Origin of the sequence: Lascolabacillus massiliensis (assembly GCF_001282625.1) — a bacterium.
In the GTDB taxonomy this organism is placed as follows: Bacteria; Bacteroidota; Bacteroidia; order Bacteroidales; family Dysgonomonadaceae; genus Proteiniphilum; species Proteiniphilum massiliensis.
The window spans coordinates 738,968-763,157 of record NZ_CTEJ01000002.1; the positions used below are offsets into that span (position 1 = coordinate 738,968).

The window sequence follows — 24,190 nt, forward strand, 5'->3', positions numbered from 1 at the left end:
ACGAATGATTGTTATGGTGTTGTTGTGTTTGTCAACTGTGAATCCGTATTCAAGCTCTTTCATTTTCTGCATATTTTTTGAAATTATCTAATATTGCCTGCCAGCCTTGCTTCTGAACTTCAGGGGGGTTCTGGTTTTCGGCATCGAAGGTTACTGTAACGAAGGTGGTTCCGTCTTGATTGTCGAATATTATTTCAACATCACGGCCATCATCTAATCTGTAAGCAATTTTTTCATGCTCTATCACTTCGGTGTAGGTTGCACTGAAATCGAAGCCAAAGCTGCCATCTTTTGCTTCCATGCGTGCTACGTACTTACCTCCTACACGAAGATCGTTCTTTGCACTGGGACAATGCCAAAGGGGATCGGCAAAGTTCCATTTTGTTATATGTTCGGGCTGGTTATAGTATTCCCAGACTTTTACTACATCGGCATGTATGGCCGACTGAACTATGATCTTAGCTGTCTCCATATGCTGAGTTTTTTTAAAGTTAAGTTCTTATTTGTTATCTGAAGGAACTCCATCCTCCGCCATTGTATGATTCAAATCCTTTGCTTTTCAGGTATCTGACTACCTGTGCACTTCTTGCGCCGCTCTCGCATACGGCTATTATTACATTGTCCTTGTCTAGCCTGTCGATCTTGTTGTGTATTTCTGATGCCGGAATATTTATCGACCCTTCTATGTGTCCGTAGTGATACTCTTCTCTGGTGCGTACATCCAGCAGAATGGCGCCTTTGTTAAGTTTATCTCTGATAAAGCTTTTATCGGGTAACCCTAACAGTCTGCGTAATATTCCCATATATGTTTTATCCTGTTTTTTTTAACTGTTTTGATGTTTTCAATTATAAACATATTTGTGGACGCAATGTTTAATTTTTTAGAATAAATATCTATTTACGGTCGATATTATATCGATTTTTTGACTAAAACTGTACTAGGGAGCTGATAAAGTATCCTCCTACTACTAACCAGATGAATAGTATAAATGCAAGGACAAAGGGTTTGATGCCTGACTGCTTGAACTTTTTGAAGTTTGTTTCTGCTCCTAATGCTGTCATTGCCATGGTTAGTGCGAAGTTGTCGGCTCTGTTTATTCCATCTACTACTGCTTCGGGGAGCAGGTTTAATGAGTTGAAGCCTATCACTATTAAGAAGCCGAAGGCGAACCAGGGAATGGTGATCTTGGACTTCTCCGCTGTTTCTATTCCCTGTTTGCGGTTTTTTCTGCCTACAAGCATGCTTAGGATCAGGAGGAAGGGGGCAAGTAGTATGACTCTTATCATCTTCACAATTACTGAGCTTTCGGCAATAATCGGGTTGTTAAGGGCATTGCCGGCTCCTACGACGTGTGCTACCTCGTGCACTGTTGATCCTATGTATATTCCCATTTGATGGGGATTGAGGCTGAGCCAATCCATCTTATACATCAGGGGGTAGAGAAACATTGAGATGGTTCCGAAGATGACTACCGTTGAGACGGCTATGGCGGTTTTATGTGGTTGGTTTTTTAAGACGGGTTCTGTACCGAGTACGGCTGCTGCTCCGCATATAGCACTACCGGCTGAGGTGAGTGTTGTAATGTGTGGGTCTAGCTTCAGCATTCGCCCTGCGAAATAGCCTAGTAATAAAACGGAGAGTACCATTATTATGTCTACAATGATGGCTGCAGGTCCTACCGCCACAATATGCTGGAATGTGAGCCTGAATCCGTAAAAGATGATTGCTCCCCTGAGTATCTGCTTACTGCAGAACAGGATGCCCGGTACCCAGCTGTCGGGTAGTTTTTTGCGCAGGGTGTTGCCGTAAATCATTCCTACAATGATTCCTATGATTAGGGGACTAAGTGATAACCTTTTAACAAATGGCAACGATGATATTAATAGTGCCACCAGTGATAGTGATACAATGAGAGTGACCCCTTTATAAAAGGGTAGTTTGTTATTTGACATGAAGTTTTATTTTGTGAATTGCAAAATTAACAAATAAGGATGGGTTATTAAAGTTTTTGCATTATGTTAACCTAATAAATAATTTTTTTTAGTAGATTCAGTTATCGTTATAATCATAATCAATGACTATTATATTTAAAAGGTTCTCTGACGTTTATTGGCGATAAACTAATTCAAACTGCGATTGTTATATAGTCATCAATGAGAACTAAACACGTTTTTTAATTCAATTTATTATGCAAGTAGCAGTCTGGGACACCTATGTAACTAAAAAGGATGGCATGATTATGCATTTTGATATTATAGCTCCTGAGGAGGTTAAAGATGCAGAAACTATATATAATTACGGCAGGGAGTATTTGAAGAGCAAAGGTGAGGAGGGTCAGCCGCTTACCTCTGAAGAGTGCACGTTTTGCCATATCGAATCCCTGAAACCTGAACATGAGGAGGAGATAAAGACCAAGGGCTATTATATTGTTGAAATGGAGAATTGCTGAGATTACAATTTATCATAGAGCTTCCTAAATATTATAGAACTTACAACTATGAGAACATCAACTGTTTTATCTGTTCTCGTTGCACTGTTATTTATGTCGTGCAATGAGCGGGGGTCTTTTAATCGTACTGAGATTGTTTGGGATAACTGGGGGGTGCCGCATATTTATGCTCAGAATGAGGCTGAGATGTATTATGCTTTCGGATGGGCTCAGATGCAGAGTCATGCTAATGAGATTATGAGGTTGTATATTGAGTCGCGAGGTAAAGGCAGTGAGATTCGTGGTGAGAAGTCTTTGCAGATGGATAGACTGGTCTACTTATATGATCTGCCTGGAAAAGCTGCTGCTCAGTATGCTGGTTTTGAGGGTGATGAAAAACTGTTTCTGGATGCTTTTGTGAAGGGGCTGAACGACTATGCAGCGGCTCATCCTGATGAGATTGATGTGATATACAGGGGTTTTCTGCCATTGACAGCCATTGATGTTTTGGCTCACAGCAAGAGGGTTATCAATATTGAGTTTCTGGCTGTTAGCGATCTGATTACAGGTTATAACGAGCTGAAAGATATGGAGGGTGCAGCTATACCCGGATCTAATTCTTATGCAATTGCTCCTTTGAAATCTGAATCGGGCAACGCTATGCTGGTGGCTAATCCTCATTTGCCGTGGGGTGACTTTTATCGATTCTATGAGGCACATCTGAATGCTCCTGATTTTAATGTGTATGGGGTTACTCTAATAGGTATGCCTATACTTAATATCGCTTTTAATGAGAACCTCGGATGGACTCATACTGTGAATACAATTGATGCATCTGACAGGTATGAATTGAAGCTTGAGGGTGATGGGTATATTCTTGATGGTGAGGTAAAGCCTTTTGAGGAGAAGAGCGTAACAATAAATATTTTGCAGGAGGATAGCAGTTTCGCTGAGAGGGAGCTGGTTATGAAGTATTCGGAGCATGGTCCTGTTCTTGGTGAGCAGGGTGATGTAGCTTTTTCTGTCAGAATTGCGGGAATGGAGAATGATTCCTATTTTTATCAGTATCACAAGATGGGTAAGGCTCATAATTTTAATGAGTTTGAAGATGCTGTAAAGATGATGCAGATCCCTATGTTTAACCTGATTTATGCTGATAAAGAGGGAAACATTATGTATCTTTTTAATGGTAATGTGCCTGATAGAAGTGAGGGTGACTGGAGCTTCTGGAGAGATAAGGTTGATGGTACGCGTTCTGATCTGATATGGAACAGTTATCTTGATTATGATGAATTGCCTAAGCTTCTTAACCCTGAAACGGGGTTTGTGCAGAATGCAAATGATGTGCCGTGGACTGCAACCTATCCTCTCTTATTTGATAGTAAGGAGTACTCTGCTTCTATGTCGCCGCAACTGGAGGAGTATCCTACATCTTTCAGGGCTCAGAGGGCTATAAACCTTATTAAGGATGATGAGTCGGTCACTTTTGAGGAACTGGTGGACTACAAGCTGAATACTGGAATGGAGATTGAGGATCGCTTTCTGGATGATCTCCTGGCGGCTGTGGAGCAGTATCCCGACTCAGTAACTTTACTGGCTGCCGATATTTTAAAGAGATGGGATGGAACTACTGATGCTGACAGTAAAGGCGCCGTTCTTTTTGCACAATGGTTTGATAAACTTGATAACAGCATGTTTGCAGTACCATGGAGCGCCGATAGTCCTGTTACAACTCCTGATGGTTTGAGTGATCCTGAAAAAGCTGTTGTCTTACTAAGAAAAGCGGCTATTGAGATTGAAGAGGAGTATGGCTTTATGGATGTTGAATGGGGTTATGTAAACCGCTTCAGTGTTGGCAATATTGAGTACCCTGCAAATGGAGGAAAGAGTGATTATGGTGTTTTCAGAACTATGTATTTCCAACCTAAAAAGGGGAGCTATAGAAATTATGTGTATCACGGAGATACATTTGTAGCTGTTGTTGAGTTCGGAGATAAGGTAAGAGCTGAAGTTTTACTGAGTTATGGCAACTCATCTCAGCCAGGCAGCAGGTTTGTGGGTGATCAGCTTGAAATGCTGTATGAGAATAGATTGCGAACAGCTCTGCTAACCAGAAACGATGTTCTGGATAATATTGTTGAAATGAAGGTATTCAAATGAGTGAATCGTACTGGGTTCGAACCAGTGACCTCTGCCCTGTCAAGGCAGCGCTCTGAACCAGCTGAGCTAACGATTCGGGCCTGCAAATTTAATAATAAATTTGCAGAATATAACTATAATTCCGGTTCCCAACCTGGCTCATATTCGCGACTCCATAAATTCATTGCATCGCGATCAAACATTCTGCCGTTGGTTTCATCGATATCAAACCCTTTGCCTATTCTGTAGGCTATGTTTGAATAGTGTACCATGGCCATGCTTATGCTTGCATCATCAATTGGTGCAGTGAGTTTCTCCTTGCCTCTTATTGCTTCGAAGAAGTTGATAACATGACCTGTAGTCATATCGCCTCCTCCGCCTAAAACATTGCCTGCCTCGCTTCCTGATGATTTATTATCTTTTACAACTTTTCCGCCTCTGTCGTACAGGAAATATTTATCACGATTTACAAAAACAGAACCTTCGCTGCCATAAATTATTGTTCCCCTGTCACTATTGTAGGTCAGGTAGCCGTTGCGACTCTTGCCATCCCATTTGATGATTTTATCATCTTTGAAACGGAAGGTTGCGTCCATAGTGTCATACATCTCCCATCCATCATTAATGAAGTGACGCTTTGCAGCCTCTACGTCAACACGTGTGGGGAAGTTAACTTGCAATGCCCATCTTGCAACATCCAGTTCGTGAGTGGCGTTATTGCCTGTTTCAGCTGTTCCATAATCCCAGCCATACCAGTGCCAGTTATAATCCCATGTCTCCGAAGTATATTCACGACGTGGTGCCGGACCCTGAAATAGCTCCCAGTCGAGTCCTGCAGGCACAGGCACTCTCTTCTGCAGTGGTACTTCTCCTCTTGTATTGCTGTAAAATGCCACCGCTTTATATGGTGTACCAATGATTCCGTTATGTATCTCATTGATAATCTCAATTGTGTGGTCTGAAGAGCGTTGCTGATTTCCCATCTGCACTACCTTGTTGAACTTCTTTGAAGCGGCTACCAGCAGCTCATTTTCGAACATGTTGTGACTACATGGTTTTTCTACATATACATGTTTGCCGTTCTTCATTGCCATAATTGAACCTGGTGTATGCCAGTGGTCGGGTGTAGCATTGAAGATTGCATCTACCTTATTATCATCAACAACCTTACGGATATCTTTTTCAAGCTTTGGTGTATAGTTTATATGCTTTGAAAATATTTTTGCCGCATTGTCCATCTGTTTATCATATACATCGCACAGATAAACAAGTTCAACATTTGCGCTCTTCATTGCGATTGGCTCAATAAATCCACCTAATCTTCTTCCGAGCCCAACAACAGCAACCCTGATTCTGTCGTTCGCTCCAATTATTCTACTGTAGCTCTTTGCTGATGTTCTTGTTACTGCAGCTTTTTCTGATGCAGTGATGGCGGGTGCTCCCACGGCTAAGCCTGCGGCTCCGGCTCCCATCTTTTTAATGAAATCTCTCCTGTTTACGCTCATTATCTCTGGTATTAAGTTAATATATAAAATTTGAATTTATCATGATATTTATATGATCATGATCATTTCTGCCCTATTCCTCTGTATTCGAAACCATAGGCAGCCATATCTTCTTTATTATAAATATTACGTCCATCAATTACCAAATGGTTATTCATTATTTTACTTAGAATCGACCAATTGGGTAGTCTGAACTCCTTCCACTCTGTTGGTACTATCAGTGCATCAGCCTCATTGGCAGCATCATAAATATCTGTAGCGTAATATATCCTGTCATCCAGATATTTGCGTGCTTCCTGCATTGCAGCGGGATCATATGCACGAACATTTACACCTTCCTTTAAAAGACTCTCAATTAATGTCAGTGAGGGTGCATCCCGCATATCGTCTGTTTCGGGTTTGAATGATAATCCCCATACTGCTACTGTTTTACCTTTAATATCTCCGTTATAATAGCGGTTGAATTTATGGAACAGTATACCTTTCTGTCGGTTGTTAACCTCCTCGACTGCTTTGATTACAGTCATTTCATATCCCACATCCTCTCCTACTTTCATTATTGCACGTATATCTTTTGGAAAACAGCTGCCGCCATAACCGCAACCGGGATAGAGAAAGCTTCTGCCAATGCGGGAATCGCTTCCCATACCTCTGCGTACCATATTTACATCAGCTCCAACAATTTCACAAAGGTTGGCAATATCGTTCATAAAGCTAATACGTGTCGCAAGCATGGCATTAGAGGCATATTTTGTCATCTCGGACGATAAAATATCCATGAAGATGACCCTGAAATTGTTGAGCAGAAATGGGCGATACAGTCTCGACATAAGATTTTCAGCCTCTTTACTCTCAACGCCTACAATTACACGGTCGGGACTCATAAAGTCGTTTATTGCAGCTCCCTCTTTCAGGAATTCAGGGTTAGAGGCTACATCAAACTGAAGATCATTCAGTCCTCTTTCATCAAGACGTTTACGAATTAATTCTCTTATGCGGTATGATGTACCAACCGGTACTGTGCTCTTGGTTACTATCAGCAGATGTTTGTTCATATTATCTGCGATAGTGTTTGCTACAGTCATAACATACGACAGGTCAGCATTTCCCTCTTCATCCGAGGGTGTGCCTACTGCAATGAATATTATATCCATTTCATTAAGAACAGATGTCAGATCAGTTGTGAAGTGTAGTCGCTCCGCATCATAATTTCGTACAACAATACTCTTTAATCCGGGCTCATAGATAGGTATTATTCCCTTCTTGAGACCTTCGATCTTCTCGCTGTCGATATCAACACAAGTAACATCCACTCCCATCTCTGCAAAACAGGCACCAGAAACTAAACCTACATAACCTGTTCCGACAATTGCTATCCTCATATCTTATGTTTTATATTATACTTAATTATTTAAATTATAAAGAGTTATACGCTATATTATCTTTTTATCCAACTGTGCTGACTGGCATATAACTTTAAATAGATCTTGTATCTCTATTAATTATGTATCTCAATTGATCTTAAAAAAACAGCAGATCTTTATGTATTAACCAATCACTCTTTATATCTCATATTATTGAACTCGCCTGTCAACTTCTTCCTGAGGTTGTTTACAGGGTAAAGCACTGTTAACAGCCCGATTAAGCTTACTACGGCAATAACAATCAGTATATCCGTAAACTTAACTATTACAGGGTAAGCATCAATTATATATGCACCTGGAATATTGCTCAGACGTATTAACCCGAAATGCTGCTGCAAAAGACATAGAACCAGTCCTATCACTATACCAGCCACTATCCCTGAGAAAGTGATCAACCACCCTTCATTAAGAAATATTCGTGAAATAAGAGTGTTGGAAGCTCCCATGTTTCTAAGGCTGTTAATATCATCTTTCTTCTCTACAATGAGCATAGAAAGTGATCCTACAACATTGAAAACAGCTATGAGCAGTATAAATGCCAGAATGAGAAATGTTACCCATTTCTCCACCTGCAGCATCCTGTATGATTCTCGTTGCTGTTCAAAGCGATCCTCAATAAGAAATTCATCACCAAGAATATTCCTGATCTGATTTTTCACTCTTTTTACTGATGCTCCCGGTTGAAGTTTTATATCGAGTGAAGTTACTTCATTACTATAGTTAAGCAGTTCCCTTACCTTTGAAATTGGCATGATTGCCATCTGCTCATCATACTTTGGTGTGTTAAGGCTAAACACTCCTCCTATCTGCACATAACCTGTTGTGAAAGCTGCCGCTGGATTTGCAAGATTGACTCTCACATCTCTTTTTGGTGCATAGATCTCAATCGGATTTATGAAACCGGGACGTGCTCCCAGCGAGACTGCCAGACCTGTACCTAATGTTGTGTAATCAACCACATCTTCTCGAAGTTTGAATGATCCGTCGACCATCAGTTTCTCCATATCGGTCATATTACTGAACTCCTGTGAAACTCCTTTCATGAGTACAGGAACCTGCTGACCATTGAAGCTGAACAGGGCATTCTCTTCGAGTGACTCTGATATCATCTGTATCCCTTCAACCCGTAACGCTTCATCAAACTGGGGTGTATTGTAGTTAAATACCTTACCCTCTCTTACAGTTATCTTTAAATCGGGATCAAATGCACTGAACATACCCTCAACAATACCTCCGAAGCCATTGAAAACGGATAGTACCACCACCATTGCCATTGTTGCAATGGCAATACCGCAAACGGATATGGCAGAAATCACATTTATTGCATTGTGCGATTTCTTGGAGAAGAGGTACCGGCGTGCTATGAATAGTGATATGTCCAAAGCAGAGATTTCAGTCGTTTTTCAACAATCTGTCAATATTCTCAACATAATCAAGTGAATCATCAACATGAAAAGTTAGCTCTGGTATTACCCTTAATTGATTTCTCAATCTTTTACCCAAGTCATACCGAACAGATTTAACGTTCTCATTAATATTCTTAACTAACTCTTCACCTTTATCTGATGGGAAAATACTTAGATATGCATGTGCAACACTGAGGTCGGGCGATACACGCACATTTGTCACCGAGATCAGTACCCCCTGCATCTTCTTGGTTTCCAGAAGGAATAATTCGCTCAGTTCTTTCTGTATCAACCGATTTATCTTTTGTTGTCTGTTCGAGTCCATAATATTTACTTTTTTCTGATAAGCGTTAAACCGTCACGAACTGCTAATATAACCTTTTCGACACGATTATCGCTTTTCAAATGAGTATTAAATTCCAAAATACCTTTAGTCTGCCAGTCATTACTCTTCGGCTTTTCCAGAACCTTTCCATGCCAGAGAGTATTATCCGCTAGTATGAAACCACCCTGTTTCACTTTAGGGAGAATCTTCTCGTAGAGCTGCCAATAGTCACGTTTATTACCATCCATAAATACCAAATCGAAGGTACTATCCTCATAATCAAGCACAACTTCATTGGCATCACCAATTATCAGAATGATCTTATCGCTGTAGGAGGAGCAACTAAAATTTTCGCGTATTATATCCTCCATCTCATCATCTATCTCGATAGTTTCAAGAGAAGCACCATCTTCAAGCCCCTCAGCAATGCAGAGCGCGGAATAGCCTGTGTAGGTTCCAATTTCAAGCACTCTTGAAGGACGAATCATCTGTACCAGCATTTTAAGTAATCGTCCCTGCAGGTGACCTGATGACATCTCTCCGTGAAGCAGCTTTACATGAGCCTCACGATATATCTGACTTAACAGCTGAGGCTCCTCATCGATATGTTCAATTATATAATCTTCAATCGATCTCATTTACCGGTTAAATGAATATGATTTCAATAATACTTTTAGTGATTCAAAACTAGTTTGAATCACTAAATTACTATGAAAACATCAAGTATTTAAAACAATTGAATTAAAATTTACTACATCAGAGTTAAAATAATTCAGTTGGTTAAATTACGCTGTGTAGTCGGGCAAATTATATTTCTCTTTTGCTTCAAGAATTCTCCAGGCATCCACAACTTCCAGATATGTTGTTCCGCCCACTTCACCAAAGCTCCCTCCCAGATATGCAACTCTGTCATCAGGTTCAATCATCTTGTTTTCGATGAGTCGGCGAATTGCCTCTGTAAAATATGCCCTGCGACTCTCTTTTGTGTTGCCATCTCCTTTACCCTCCTGGAATTCAGCCATAATACCATAAGAGAGTGCAAGTTCGCGTGCAAGTCTCTTTGTTGTTGTGATGGCGTATATAGGGCTCTTACCTCTGAATGCTGCAAGCACCCTTGCTGTTCTTCCGGTGTGACTGTCTGTTACAATAGCTTTTACACTAAGCTTGTTAGATGTTTTTACTGCCTGTTTCGCAAGAAATTCAGTAACATCACCCTCTTTATAGGTGTCATACGGAACACGTATATCATTATCTGTCAGTTTAGTAAGCTCTGCTTCGTAGGCTGTCCTTGCCATTGTCCTTACAGCTTCAACAGGATACTTGCCATAGGCAGTCTCACCACTTAGCATAACAGCATCAGTTCTGTAATAGATAGCATTTGCTATGTCGGTAATCTCTGCACGTGTGGGGCGTGGATTATGAATCATCGAGTGCAGCATCTGAGTTGCAACGATAACAGGCTTCTTATGATGAATTGCCTTTTTGATAAGGACACGCTGAATGCCCGGAATCTTCTCCTGTGCCACCTCAATACCAAGGTCACCACGAGCAATCATTATACCATAAGCCGATTCAAGAATCTCATCAGCATTATCAACACCTTCCTGATTCTCAATCTTTGCAATAATCTTTATTGTGCTGCCCAACTCATCAAGTATCTCCTGAACAACCTTTATATCTTCAGCATTTCTTACAAATGAGTGTGCTATAAAATCAACATTGTGCTTTGCAGACAATGCAATGAATTTTTTATCTCTTTCTGTGATTGCTGGCAGATTGATACGTACACCCGGAATATTTACACTCTTTCGGCTGCCAATCACACCATCATTCATCACACTGCAGATAAGATGATCTTTGTTAACTGTAATAACTTTCAGATCCACTTCTCCATCATCAATAAGGATATCATCGCCAACACGCATCTCTTCAGCAATATTGGAGTATGAAATATAGATAGTTTCATTGGAAGAAACCCCTTTCGGGTCGCCCACAATTTTCACAAGTTCCCCGGTTTTAAGTTCAATTGGATTATTTGCAACCGTTGTTCTGATTTCCGGTCCTTTTGTATCTACTAGAATGGCTATCTCTTCAGAAACCTCTCTTACATTGTTTATAATTTTGAGGAAACCCTCTTCGTTTAAATGTGCGGAATTAAGTCTCACTACATTCATTCCGGCTTCGTACAACTGTTCTAAAAACGGTACTTCGCAACGTTGATCGGATATCGTTGCAACTATTTTTGTTTGTTTCTGCATATTTTATATTAATGATTCGATTATCAGTAATCGATACTGATCATTTTAACGTTTAAGTTCAAATATTGTTTGCCAACTGCAAAGCCTTAATTGCCAGTTTATATGAGTTTAACCCAAAACCGGCAATTACACCCATGCAAACAGCAGAAATCATAGATTGATGTCTGAACTCCTCTCTTGCATGAATGTTTGATATGTGAACTTCTATAACTGGTGTCTTAACTGCCTTAATTGAGTCTCTTATTGCCACTGAGGTGTGAGTATATCCACCTGCATTAAGAATAATTCCGTCATAGTTAAAGCCTGTTTCCTGAATTTTATTGATTATTTCACCCTCTACATTCGATTGGAAATAATCTATCTCAATATCTGGAAAGCTAATCCTAATATTTTCCAGAAACTCCGTAAATGTTATACTTCCATATACTCCCGGCTCGCGTGTTCCGAGCAGATTGAGGTTGGGACCGTTTATAATTTGAATTTTCATAAATCAGAAAGCTTTTTATAATTTTTTTATATGGAAACAGGATACAAAGATACTATAATATTCGCATATTGTTATAAACAACTAAGGGTATCACATTACGCGATACCCTTAGAAAAAAATATGTTACTAAAAATTTAGTTTATCTGTTCAGCAGGCTGTTTTACTCCCTCACCTTCGGTTTCCGATGAGCCGAAGTTTGCTTCTGCCATACGTACATAGGATTTATATCTCCATTGAGCATTCTGTCTTGCAGCTTCAAACAGCTCATCTGCCTCTGCAGGGAATGCTTTCATCAACTGTGTATAGCGCACCTCACCCTTCAGGAAGTCAACAAACTTATCCCACTCAGGCTCTTTACTGTCGAGCTGGAAAGGATTCAGTCCCTGCTCCTCAAGACGTGGGTCGTAGCGCCACAAGTGCCAGTAACCACTCTCAACAGCAGCCTTCTGTTCCGATTGAGCATGTCCCATTCCTTTCCTTAATCCATGACTGATACATGGTGAGTATGCAATTACAATTGAAGGTCCGTTATATGACTCAGCCTCACGGATAGCTTTCAGAGTTTGTCCCTGATTAGCACCCATTGCTACCTGTGCTACGTAAACATAACCATAGGTGGTAGCAATCATACCAAGATCTTTCTTACGTATGCGCTTACCTGCTGCTGCAAACTTAGCCACAGCTGCAATTGGGGTTGATTTGGATGACTGACCTCCAGTGTTAGAGTAGACTTCTGTATCAAGTACAAGGATATTTATATCCTTTCCGCTTGCCAGAACATGGTCCAGACCACCAAAACCTATATCATATGCCCATCCATCTCCACCAAACACCCAGATAGATTTCTTAGCAAGATACTTTTCAAGTGAAAGTATCTCCTTGGCTAATGGAATATCACTACCTGTCAGCGAAGCAACAACTTTAGCAGATATCTCTTTTGATAGTTCAGCACTATCTTTATTCTCAATCCATAGATTAAACAGCTCTTTCTGCTCTGCCGTAAACTGATCGGAAGCGATAGCATCCTTCATCAGATTTTCTATTCTGTTTCGCATACTTGCCTGAGCAATTGCAAAGCCATAACCAAACTCTGCGTTATCTTCAAAAAGTGAGTTTGCCCAAGCCGGACCTTTACCTTCCTCATTTTTAGTATAAGGAGTTGCAGGTGCTGATGCCCCATAGATTGAAGAACAACCTGTTGCGTTTGCAATCATCATTCTTTCTCCATAAAGCTGAGTAATTAGCTTGATGTATGGTGTTTCACCACATCCTGAACAAGCTCCGGAGAACTCAAACAGAGGAGTGGCAAACTGAGAGTTTTTAACATTGAGACTGATATCAACAAGATGAGCTTTACTTGTAACGTTCTCCATCATCCAGTCCCAATTCTTCTGATTTTCAAGCTGAGACTCAATAGAAACCATCTCAAGAGCTTTTTCTCCTTTTCTTCCGGGACAAACATCGGCACAATTACCGCAACCAAGACAGTCAAGAACATCAACCTGGATACGGAATCCCATTCCTGCAAACTGTTTACCTTGAGCTTTTAGCAGTTCCACTCCTTCGCCTACACCTTTCTGCTCTTCCTCATCAAGCATGAACGGACGGATAGTAGCATGAGGACATACATAAGCGCACTGATTACACTGTATACAGTTTTCAGGCTGCCAAACAGGAACATTAACAGCTACACCACGTTTTTCATACTTGGTGGTTCCTGTTTCCCATGTTCCGTCTTCACGACCAGTGAAGGCTGATACCGGCAGGCTATAGCCATTTTGTGCATTAACCGGACGAACGACCTTTCTGATGAATTCAGGAGCATCATCTGTTGTATCTGTCGATACCACAAGGTTTGCCCATTCCTGAAGAACTTCCACTTCCTCAACATCACCACCGCGATCAACAGCAGCATAATTCATCTTAACAATGGTTTCACCCTTTTTACCGTATGACTTAACGATGAATTTCTTCATCTGTTCCACAGCAAGATCGTAAGGAATTACATTTGAGATTTTGAAGAAAGCCGACTGCAATATTGTGTTGGTTCTGTTGCCCAGTCCGATCTCTTCTGCAATCTTTGTGGCATTTATTATGTATAGCTTGATATTGTTTACTGCAAAATATTTCTTCACATGATCGGGCAGGTGATCTGCCACCTCTTCCTTAGGCCACAGAGAGTTTAGAAGGAAAGTACCATTCTTCTTAAGTCCTGCAGTCACATCATACAGATGCAGATAGGCCGGAACGTGACATGCTACAAAATTAGGAGTATTCACTAAATAAGGTGACCTGATCGGGTTATCGCCAAAACGGAGATGAGAACAGGTAAATCCTCCAGATTTCTTGGAGTCATACGCAAAATATGCCTGAACATACTTATCTGTATTGTCACCTATAATTTTAATGGAGTTCTTATTAGCTCCAACCGTACCATCAGATCCAAGTCCGTAGAATTTAGCCTCATATGTTGTTTCATCCATAGAGATCTCAGCCTTTACAGGAAGCGATTTGAATGTAACATCATCAACAATACCGATAGTGAAATCGTTCTTAGGCATACTAAGAGAGAGATTTTCGAAAACCGATAATATTTGTGACGGTGTGGTATCTTTAGATGATAATCCATAAATACCTCCAACAATCTCAGGAGCATTTTCTTTTCCATAAAAACTGTTCTTCACATCCAGATACATCGGCTGACCAGGTGCTCCCGGTTCCTTTGTACGGTCGAGTACTGCAATACGCTTTACTGTATCAGGTATAACCGACAGGAATGCCTCTGCCTTGAAAGGACGATATAGGTGCACTGCAACAACACCCACCTTCTCGCCTTTAGCTCTCAGGTGATCAACAACCTCTCTGATTGTTTCTGTTACAGACCCCATAGCAATGATAACTCTTTCTGCTTCAGGATCACCGTAATAGTCAAACAGACCATACTTGCGTCCGGTTACCTCTGCCAGTTTCTCAAGATACTTCTCAACAACATCGGGAACATTATCATAAAATGGATTAGATGCTTCACGCGCCTGAAAATAGATATCATCATTCTGAGCTGTTCCTCTGGTAACAGGGTTATCAGGTGTTAGTGCTCTTTCACGGAATTCTTTCAGTGCTTCCTGATTTAAAAGCGGTGCCAGATCTTCATTTGACAATGCTTCGATCTTCTGGATTTCGTGTGAGGTTCGGAATCCGTCGAAATAGTGAAGGAACGGCACGCGGCTCTCGATGGATGCAAGGTGAGCAACTGCTGCAAGGTCCATTACCTCTTGAACAGAGCCTGTTGCAAAAAGAGCAAAACCTGTAGGTCTTGCTGCCATAACATCCTGTTGATCACCAAATATTGATAATGCATGAGATGCAAGTGCGCGAGCTGAAACATGAAATACTCCGGGAAGAAGTTCCCCGGCCATCTTATACATATTAGGAAGCATCAGAAGTAACCCTTGTGATGCTGTAAATGTAGATGTTAGTGCACCGGCCTGCAGAGATCCGTGCATTGCGCCGGCAGCACCGGCTTCTGATTGCATTTCCTGTACTAAGACCGGCTGTCCGAAAAGGTTTTTTCTTCCGGCAGCTGCCCATTCATCTACATACTCTGCCATAGTAGACGAGGGTGTAATCGGGTAGATTGCAGCAACCTCGCTAAACATATAGGCGATATGCGCTGCGGCCTGATTACCGTCGCAGGTTAAGAATTTTTTTTGTTTTGCCATAATTATATGATCTATATACTTAATGATTTCAAGCGCAGTTAATTAGTTATTATTCATGTGTGATTTAGACTACGAAATTACTATAAAAAAGCGGAAGCAACAAACGATATCATGTTTTTGTTCACTCTAAACTAAAGAATTTCAATTCAATCCATTTGTGAATATATATTAAAAATTGATCAAATGTCAACTTTCTACGTTATATTGATGGAGTCAAACATTTTTTAAGTTATGAAAATTATTATAATTGCTAATCGGCTTCCGGTCAAAATTGAGCGTTCCGATGATGGTTTCAACATTATAAGGAGTGAGGGAGGATTGGCAACCGGTCTTGGTTCACTAGAAACAAAATCTGACATTTACTGGGTTGGCTGGCCCGGAATATTTACTGAAAATGAGAAAGAGAAAAAAGAGATAACTGAGAGATTGCATGATTTAAACTTTCATCCGGTCTTTTTATCAGCAGATCAAATTGAGAATTACTATGAGGGTTACAGCAACAGTACTATCTGGCCTTTGTGCCACTATTTTTTCTCATTTATTGAATACAGAGCAGATTACTGGGAGGCCTATCAGCAGGTGAACAGTCTGTTTTGCGATGAATCAATGCAGTTCATTGAGGATGATGATATAGTATGGGTACAGGATTATCAGCTTATGCTACTCCCCAAAAAGATTCGTGATAAAAAACCCAATGCCAATATTGGATATTTCCATCACATACCATTTCCATCATATGAGCTTTTCAGGGTGTTGCCTGAAAGGGAGGAGATTCTTGAAGGTTTGCTGGGAGCAGATCTCATAGGATTTCATACACATGACTACATGCGTCACTTTATAAGTGCAATATACAGAGTACTTAACATCAACTGCAATCTGGATGAGGTTAACCTTGACAACCGTATAATACATATAGATGCTTTCCCAATGGGGATCAATTACGAACAATATAACCAGGCTCCCAAACTCCCTGAGGTTAAAGAGAAATCGGATCTTCTCAGAGAGAAACTTGGCGAAAGGAGTATAATATTGTCTGTTGACCGTCTCGATTACAGTAAGGGTATTCTGCATCGACTTAACGGCTTTGCTCAGTTTCTTGAAAATCACCCTGAGTATCATGAGAAAGTGTCTCTGGCAATGATTGTGGTACCATCTCGTGACACTGTTGATATATATGCGGAGCTGAAAACAAAGATTGATCAGCAGATAGGTGAAATAAACGGAAAATATTCAAAGTTAGGCTGGAACCCTATCTTCTATTTCTACAGAAGCTTCAGTTTTGATGAGCTGATAGCCATGTATGATGTTGCAGAGATAGCTTTAGTTACACCTCTCAGAGATGGTATGAATTTGGTTGCAAAGGAGTATCTGGCCACCAAATGCAACAGGCCGGGAGTACTGATTCTGAGTGAAATGGCAGGTGCGGCAATAGAGCTTCAGGATGCAATAATTATTAATCCCAACGATACAGATCAGATAGAGAATGCTATTCTGCAAGCTATGAATATGCCGGCAAAGGAGAAAAAAGAGCGACTTGAAAAAATGCAGAAGAGGATCTCAAGACAGGATGTAAAAAAATGGTCTAATGATTTTGTAAAGGAGTTGCTTAGCATAAAGACTCAAAATAAAGAGATTCTTCAAAAGGTTGTTGGTAAAAGACAGCTTAATCAAATAAAAAAATCTTACGATGATGCAAACTCACGCCTGATAATGCTGGATTACGACGGCACATTATCACCCTTTACCAGTAAACCGGAAGATGCAATACCTTCGGCTGAAGTATTAAGTTTACTTAAAAAGATGAATTCAGATCCTAAAAACAGAGTTGTCATAAATAGCGGCAGAAATCATCAGATACTGGATAAATGGTTCAAAGGTTTAAATCTCGACTTTGCAGCTGAGCATGGTATGTTTTATAAGGAGAATGGCAAATGGCACAGAAACCTCAATACTGATGTGGTTTGGGATGATGAGATACTCGACATAATACAGCACACCATCGATAAAACACCTCGCTCATATATGGAGCAGAAAGAAGCCTCTCTTGTGTGGCATTATCGTAATGTGGATATATGGCTGGCCGAACTCCGTTCACAGCAGTTAGTTAACGCACTGATCGGTCCCTGCGCCCGCCTCAACCTACAGATAGTACCGGGCAACAAAGTGGTGGAGGTAAAACCCCCCGATTTCACGAAAGGGAGTGAGGTGATCCGCCGTATGTCGCTGGACAACTATGATTTTATTCTTGCTATTGGTGATGATACAACAGATGAGGATATGTTTCGTGTACTGCCGCCAGATGGAGTGAGCATTAAGGTTGGCAACTTCTCACCTGCGGCTAAATATCGTATTCCGCTACAATCATCCGTAGTGCCATTCCTCACAAATCTTATCAAATAACATGAATTTTATTGATAATATAACAGCAAATGAGTCTTTAAGATATTTGCTAATTTCACTGAGTTTCATTGTACTCTTTATTGTTCTTGCAGGCATCTACAACTTTATAATTAAGAGATGGCGAATACGTACACATAAGAGTAAAAGCAAGATAGATGATTTTATTGTGCGTCTGTTCAGGGTGCCCGGTACATGGGCTATTTTCGCTGTTATGCTAAACATATTCAGCTCATACCTAAAAGAAGACGAAAATATTTTCTCTCTATTACAGAAAATAAGTAATATCCTGCTGATACTTATAGTTGGCTGGCTTATAGTACAGTTTGTTAGAGCTATGTTTCATCACTGGCAGAAAAAGCTTGATATAAACAATGCTAACAATCTTGAAGCCAGAAAAAAACTCACGCAGGTGAGCATGTTAGAGAGAATAGTGATAATTTCAATCACCTTTATATTTGTCTCAATTGCCCTGATGTCAATAGAATCAATCAGAGAACTGGGAGTAAGTCTTCTTGCATCAGCAGGTGTTGCCGGAATCATTATCGGTTTTGCAGCACAGCGTAGCTTTGGTCAGGTTTTTTCAGGAATACAGATTGCATTTACTCAACCGATCAGGATTGACGACGTTGTGGTTATAGAAGGTGAATGGGGGCGAATAGAAGAGATAAATATAACCTATGCAGTAGTTAAAATATGGGATCAGAGAAGGCTGATTGTGCCTATAGATTATTTTCTCAACAATCCCATTCAAAACTGGACACGAACCGAATCTGAAATCCTGGGAACAGCATTGCTTTATGTATCCTATGATCTTCCTGTAGATCCTTTAAGGAAAGAGCTTGCCAGATTGGTAAAGGATAATCCAAACTGGGATGGCAGGGTTCAGAATATACAGGTAACAGATAGTAAGCAGTGGTATAAAGAGCTGCGTGTACTTGTAAGCAGCTCCGACTCAAGCAAGAACTGGGATCTGAGGGTATATATTCGTGAGAAGTTAATCGACTTCATCAATGATAACTATCCAGGCTCTTTCGCAAAAGTTAATTCAACTTCCACCGAAGGCGGAGCATCTCAATACTTAATGTAAGGCCTGATAAATTATGCTTTAAGACCTGTAAAACTTTGCCTGAACCCAGACTAACATAACTTAAGAGAGGTTAAGCTTAAGGCCTGATAAATTTTGAGAGCTTCTTCTCTTCAGAAAAGAGGGCAGCTGTATTTATAAACGCCAGGTGAGAGTATGCCTGAGGAAAATTACCCAACTGCCTTTTGGTATCGAAGTCCAGATCTTCACTATATAAACCAAGGTGGTTGGAGTATGATATCATATTCTCAAACAGCTCACGTGCCTCCTCCTTCTCACCAATCATATATAGAGCATCAATAAGCCAGAAAGTGCATATTGTAAATGATGATGTAGGAACCCCAAAGTCATCCTCTGCCTTGTATCTGTACATCAGACCTTCGTGAAACAGATTCTCTCTGATATACTTCACAGTTTTCACGAAGCGATCATCTCCGGCATCAATGAAATCATAAAAATACATAAGAAGCAATGAAGAATCGGCATCACTATTATCATACGCCTGAGTAAAGGTCTGCAGCTCCTCATTCCACCCTTTTTCATGCACCTCTTTCTTTATTATATCAGCCTCCTTGCGCCACTCAGTTGCGTAATAATCCCTCTGAAGGAGTTCCGCAATCAGAGAAGCCCTGTCAACCGCAACCCAGCTCATCACTTTAGAAAATACAAAGTGTTGCTTCTTTGTACGATATTCCCAAATACTCCTATCTGGTTTCTTCCATGATGATAATACAGCACGGACAAGATTCTTAATAATCTCCCAGATCTCCTCAATTTCATCAAGAGTTCCGGGGAAATAGAGGTAGTATTTATAAATCACATCCAGCAGGTAACCGATGGAGTCATTTTGCTCCTGATGATAGGCGGCATTTCCTATTCTTACCGGATGTGAGTTTTCGTAACCTGACAAATGTGGAAGTATCTCTTCGGTAAGATCTTTCTCTCCCCTGATGCCATACATAATCTGTATTGGTTCATCCCTTGAGGATTTTAAAATGCGTTTAATAAAACCGATAAAGCGGTTGGCGGCCGACTTCTGCTTCATGAACAGGAGTGTGTCGATCGACATGGATGCATCTCTAAGCCAGCAGTAGCGATAATCCCAGTTGCGGGTCTCTCCTATTGTTTCGGGGAGACTGGTGGTTATTGCTGCCAGCATTGCACCCGACTCCTGATATGATAGCAGTTTCAATACCAGGAGACTCCGCTTTATCATATCATCATACTGAACGTAATCCCTAGATCTGTTCACAAAGTTGAGCCAGTAGACCTTGGTGCGCTCAAACTCCAGCATAACCCTGTTGAGGTCGATAGTAACCAATTTCTGATTATAGGAGAGTACGAAGAACTGATGATCGGTAATAACTACCTCCTCACTTTTAAGCACCTTCTGCATATCCAGACTGGTATATAGATATACCTTATCTTCAGAGTCTTCAACAGAATGTGTTTTGATATAGTTGCCCACTATTTCGTGACGCACCTCTTCACGTGCATAGTTTATGCGTGGATCATAAACCACCCTTACGGTGGGGCTGCCCTTGAAAACCCTTATATAGCGATGTATTTCAGGAGGCATATAGTGACGCAGATCACTGGTTCTGTACCTTGGCATAAAGTCGAATAGTATAAAACCATGCTCAGGCGATTCAAACTTGGTCATCAATATATTAGTGTGACCATTATATTTTTGGGTAATTTTATAATCATCGGCAACCTCTAAGTGAAAACTGCCCCCTTTTTCCTTATCAAGCAATTTTGCAAAAATAGATGGTGAATCGAAGTCAGGAAAGCAAAACCAGTCGATGCTCCCCTCTTTAGATATTAACGCAGCAGTCCTGCAGTTGCCTATAATTCCGTAGTCGAGGTTATTCATTTATTTTTGAAATTTATTTTCTATTAAAATACAACCTTTATAACACAATGACAAGTGCTGATGTTTAACAGAAATGAACAGCTCCTGATATTTATCAGATAACCAAATACTTATAATATGGTGACATCTCTCCGCGTAAAGTGATCTGCATCTGCTGTTTCACCTCATCAGTTGTTTCGCAGTTTCCGAACAGTGACATCATTTTTGTTACAGCTGCCTCTGTGGTGATGTCGTGACCACTTATTACACCCAGTTTTTCGAGTTGGCGGCCATTTTCATAACGATACATCTCTACATTGCCATACATACACTGTGTTACATTTACAATAACTATACCTCTGTCTATGGCATCACTAAGCAGTTTCATAAACCATGGGTATATTGGAGAGTTGCCTGTTCCGAATGTTTCAAGCACAACACCTTTCAACCCAGGTATCTCAAGATGAGCCTTTACCACCGCTTCTGTTATACCGGGGAACAGCTTGAGTATAACAACATCAGGACTAAGGTTGTAATGATATTTTACAGGTGCGTTGTAATCAGGCTTAAGAATATCGTTGGTATTATATTTAATGTCAAGTCCCGACTCCGCCAGGTAGGTGCAGTTGGGACTTGTAAATGCACTGAAGTTATCCGCATTAAGCTTAGTTGTTCTGTTTCCTCTCATCAGAAGATTTTGCATATAAACCGACATCTCAGGTACTTTCGGCCGCCCTTCCGAATTTTTATCGGCTGCAATCTCCAAAGCTGTAATCAGATTCTCTTTTGCGTCAGAACGCAGTTTACCAATTGGCAGCTGTGAACCTGTCAGAATAACCGGCTTTGTAAGATTTTCACACATAAAACTCAATGCAGAGGCTGTGAATGCCATTGTATCTGTTCCATGCAGAATAACAAATCCATCGTATAAATGATAGTGTGTTTCAATAACCTTCAACATCTCCTGCCAGGTATAAATAGTTACATCTGACGAGTCGATTGGAGGGTTAAACTGATAACTTTCCACGTTGAAGTTCAGCTTCTTCATCTCGGGAATATTTGAACGCAGGTGACTAAAATCGAAAGGCTCCAGAGCACCAGTCTCCTTGTTCTCCAACATTCCGATAGTCCCTCCGGTATAAATTAACAATACATTAGCATTCCTATCAATCATACTAGCTTATTTTACTGCAAAATTAGCATAATGATATAAATTTATATCATTATGCTAATATTTTTTTATAATGTAATAGGTTACATGATATTAACGAACCAATATGCCAAATGTTTGTTTAATTTAGAATAGAGTAATAATAAACAAGTTAAAAAGAGAGTAATTCTATGGCAACACATTCAATTAAAACCAGCTGGAGAGAGAATAATATTTTTGATACCGATCTTGATGGGCACAAAGTAACAATTGATCTTGGTGAGGAGCAAGGTGGTAATAATGACGGACCACGACCGAAAAAGCTTATGCTTGTTGCCGCCACCGGCTGTTCAGGTCTGGATGTAGTAGAAATGGTACGCAAGATGCGAGTAGATTTAAAAGGGTTTGATATCCGCATCGATGCTGAGATGTCTGATGAACATCCTAAGGTGTACACCTCTATGAAGGTGGTATATGAGTTTACCGGTGATAATCTGCCAGTTGAGAAGCTTGAGAGAGCCTGTAAGCTTTCCTTTGATAAGTACTGCGGTGTGCTTGCTCTTTATAAGAGTGCAGTACCCGTAACTTACGAAGTAGTAATTCATAACTGATAAACTTTTACACTTTATTACAGAAAAATTTCCATATATTTTCATATCTTTGCGGCAGGTTTATCATTTATCAACAGATCATTCTTAAAAAAACATATTAAACATAGGAACTATGCAAACAATGGACTCATTTAATTTTGCCAATAAGAAGGCATTCGTGCGTGTGGATTTCAATGTGCCACTCGATGATAACTTCAACATTACTGATGACACACGTATCCGTGCAGCTGTACCCACTCTGAAGAAAATACTTAAAGATGGCGGCAGCGTTATCATAGGATCACATCTGGGCAGACCAAAGGGTGTTACCGATAAATTTTCTTTAAAGCACATTTTATCACGTGTATCAGAACTTCTTGAAGTGGATGTTAAATTCGCAGAGGATTGCATAGGTGAAACAACCGAAGCAATGGTGGCTGCTCTTCATCCGGGTGAAGCGTTGCTGCTTGAGAATCTTCGTTTCTATGCTGAAGAAGAGGGTAAACCCCGCGGCCTTGCTGCTGATGCAACAGAAGAAGTTGCTGCTGCAAAGAAGGCATTAAAGGAATCACAGAAAGAATTCACAAAGAAACTTGCTACATATGCAGATGTTTACGTGAATGATGCTTTTGGTACTGCACACCGCGCTCATGCATCCACAGCTCTGATTGCTGATCATTTCGACAGTGATCACAAACTGTTTGGCTACCTGCTTCAGAACGAAATCACTGCAGTAGAAAAGGTGATGAAAGATACAGAAAAACCATTTACAGCAATTATGGGTGGTTCTAAAGTGTCTACTAAGATTGAAATTATCAAGAACCTTCTGGATAAGGTGGACAACCTGATCCTTGCAGGTGGTATGACATACACATTCGCAAAAGCTTTCGGTGGTAAGATCGGTAACTCTATAGTAGAGGATGATAAGCTTGATCTTGCAAGAGAGCTGGTTGAACTAGCAAAAGAAAAAGGTGTAAACCTTGTACTTGCAACCGACACTAAGATTGCCGACAGCTTCAGCAATGATGCAAAAACCGACTTCGCTTCAGTAAAAAATATACCTGATGGTTGGGAAGGTCTGGATATCGGTCCTGAATCTGAAAAACTGTTTACTGAGGTAATCAAAAACTCAAAGACTATTCTTTGGAACGGTCCAGTAGGTGTATTCGAATTTGACAACTTCGCGAAAGGTTCACTTGCTGTATCAAATGCAATTGTAGAAGCAACTAAAAATGGTGCTTTCTCACTTGTTGGTGGTGGCGACTCAGTAGCTTGCGTTAACAAATTCGGTCACGCTGATCAAGTTTCATACGTATCAACAGGAGGTGGTGCTCTTCTTGAGATGATCGAAGGAAAAGTTCTTCCGGGAATTAAAGCAATCAGGGGGTATTAATACCACTGACTAATTAAGCCATAAAA

Annotated in this window: 19 protein-coding genes and 1 tRNA gene; 6 read left to right on the plus strand and 14 right to left on the minus strand. The window is 40.5% G+C overall.

The genetic code is table 11. The features are described from left to right. Positions 1-49: 49 nt before the first annotated feature. The 3 genes from BN1354_RS07885 to BN1354_RS07895 form a co-directional block, all read right to left on the minus strand. Complete coding sequence (locus BN1354_RS07885; RefSeq protein WP_053826776.1) at positions 50-472, minus strand: SRPBCC family protein; 423 nt, start codon at positions 470-472, stop codon at positions 50-52. A 34-nt stretch (positions 473-506) separates the two neighbouring features. After that, positions 507-803, minus strand: a complete 297-nt coding sequence (locus tag BN1354_RS07890) for a rhodanese-like domain-containing protein (protein ID WP_045088973.1) — start codon at positions 801-803, stop codon at positions 507-509. A gap of 124 nt (positions 804-927) precedes the next feature. Next, complete coding sequence (locus BN1354_RS07895) at positions 928-1,953, minus strand: YeiH family protein (RefSeq protein WP_053826777.1); 1,026 nt, start codon at positions 1,951-1,953, stop codon at positions 928-930. Between the two features lie 236 nt (positions 1,954-2,189). Here BN1354_RS07895 and BN1354_RS07900 point away from each other — a divergent pair, with 236 nt between their 5' ends. Then, a complete protein-coding gene (locus tag BN1354_RS07900) occupies positions 2,190-2,450 on the plus strand; it encodes a DUF2024 family protein (RefSeq protein WP_053826778.1) in 261 nt (86 codons plus the stop codon). Positions 2,451-2,498: 48 nt separating this feature from the next. Beyond that, positions 2,499-4,589, plus strand: a complete 2,091-nt coding sequence (locus tag BN1354_RS07905) for an acylase (protein WP_053826779.1) — start codon at positions 2,499-2,501, stop codon at positions 4,587-4,589. Position 4,590: 1 nt separating this feature from the next. On the opposite strand, the gene BN1354_RS07910 is transcribed toward BN1354_RS07905, so the two are convergent. From BN1354_RS07910 to nifJ, 9 genes are all read right to left on the minus strand, one after another. Further along, a tRNA-Val gene (locus BN1354_RS07910) sits at positions 4,591-4,665 on the minus strand. Positions 4,666-4,702: 37 nt separating this feature from the next. Beyond that, a complete protein-coding gene (locus BN1354_RS07915; RefSeq protein WP_053826780.1) occupies positions 4,703-6,073 on the minus strand; it encodes a Gfo/Idh/MocA family protein in 1,371 nt (456 codons plus the stop codon). Positions 6,074-6,135: 62 nt separating this feature from the next. Continuing rightward, on the minus strand, positions 6,136-7,455 hold the full coding sequence (locus BN1354_RS07920; protein ID WP_045088968.1) for a UDP-glucose dehydrogenase family protein: 1,320 nt from the start codon (positions 7,453-7,455) through the stop codon (positions 6,136-6,138). Between the two features lie 173 nt (positions 7,456-7,628). Beyond that, positions 7,629-8,879 carry an FtsX-like permease family protein gene (locus tag BN1354_RS07925; protein ID WP_045088967.1) on the minus strand — a complete coding sequence of 417 codons (1,251 nt, stop codon included), beginning with the start codon at positions 8,877-8,879 and terminating at the stop codon, positions 7,629-7,631. A gap of 10 nt (positions 8,880-8,889) precedes the next feature. After that, a complete protein-coding gene (gene rbfA / locus BN1354_RS07930) occupies positions 8,890-9,228 on the minus strand; it encodes a 30S ribosome-binding factor RbfA (protein WP_045088966.1) in 339 nt (112 codons plus the stop codon). A 5-nt stretch (positions 9,229-9,233) separates the two neighbouring features. After that, complete coding sequence (locus BN1354_RS07935) at positions 9,234-9,866, minus strand: O-methyltransferase (protein WP_053826781.1); 633 nt, start codon at positions 9,864-9,866, stop codon at positions 9,234-9,236. Positions 9,867-10,013: 147 nt separating this feature from the next. Continuing rightward, complete coding sequence (gene pyk / locus BN1354_RS07940; protein WP_053826782.1) at positions 10,014-11,486, minus strand: pyruvate kinase; 1,473 nt, start codon at positions 11,484-11,486, stop codon at positions 10,014-10,016. Positions 11,487-11,544: 58 nt separating this feature from the next. Further along, the gene (gene aroQ, locus BN1354_RS07945) at positions 11,545-11,973 is read right to left on the minus strand and encodes a type II 3-dehydroquinate dehydratase (RefSeq protein WP_053826783.1); all 429 of its coding nucleotides are present in this window, start codon (positions 11,971-11,973) and stop codon (positions 11,545-11,547) included. A gap of 134 nt (positions 11,974-12,107) precedes the next feature. After that, a complete protein-coding gene (nifJ, locus tag BN1354_RS07950) occupies positions 12,108-15,692 on the minus strand; it encodes a pyruvate:ferredoxin (flavodoxin) oxidoreductase (protein ID WP_053826784.1) in 3,585 nt (1,194 codons plus the stop codon). A gap of 231 nt (positions 15,693-15,923) precedes the next feature. Here nifJ and BN1354_RS07955 point away from each other — a divergent pair, with 231 nt between their 5' ends. Together BN1354_RS07955 and BN1354_RS07960 are read left to right on the plus strand one after the other, a co-directional pair. Further along, positions 15,924-18,092 (plus strand): bifunctional alpha,alpha-trehalose-phosphate synthase (UDP-forming)/trehalose-phosphatase, encoded by a 2,169-nt coding sequence (locus tag BN1354_RS07955; RefSeq protein WP_053826785.1) that lies wholly within the window; start codon positions 15,924-15,926, stop codon positions 18,090-18,092. Between the two features lies 1 nt (position 18,093). Continuing rightward, a complete protein-coding gene (locus tag BN1354_RS07960; protein WP_053826786.1) occupies positions 18,094-19,179 on the plus strand; it encodes a mechanosensitive ion channel family protein in 1,086 nt (361 codons plus the stop codon). 76 nt (positions 19,180-19,255) lie between these two features. Here BN1354_RS07960 and BN1354_RS07965 read toward each other — a convergent pair whose 3' ends face one another. Both BN1354_RS07965 and BN1354_RS07970 read right to left on the minus strand, forming a co-directional pair. After that, positions 19,256-21,052: a glycoside hydrolase family 15 protein gene (locus BN1354_RS07965; RefSeq protein ID WP_053826787.1), complete on the minus strand. Its 1,797-nt coding sequence runs from the start codon at positions 21,050-21,052 to the stop codon at positions 19,256-19,258. Between the two features lie 94 nt (positions 21,053-21,146). Next, complete coding sequence (locus tag BN1354_RS07970; protein ID WP_053826788.1) at positions 21,147-22,205, minus strand: asparaginase; 1,059 nt, start codon at positions 22,203-22,205, stop codon at positions 21,147-21,149. A 167-nt stretch (positions 22,206-22,372) separates the two neighbouring features. Between BN1354_RS07970 and BN1354_RS07975 the strand changes: the two genes are divergently transcribed. After that, on the plus strand, positions 22,373-22,792 hold the full coding sequence (locus BN1354_RS07975) for an OsmC family protein (RefSeq protein WP_053826789.1): 420 nt from the start codon (positions 22,373-22,375) through the stop codon (positions 22,790-22,792). A 112-nt stretch (positions 22,793-22,904) separates the two neighbouring features. Next, positions 22,905-24,164, plus strand: a complete 1,260-nt coding sequence (locus tag BN1354_RS07980) for a phosphoglycerate kinase (protein WP_053826790.1) — start codon at positions 22,905-22,907, stop codon at positions 24,162-24,164. Positions 24,165-24,190: the final 26 nt, after the last annotated feature.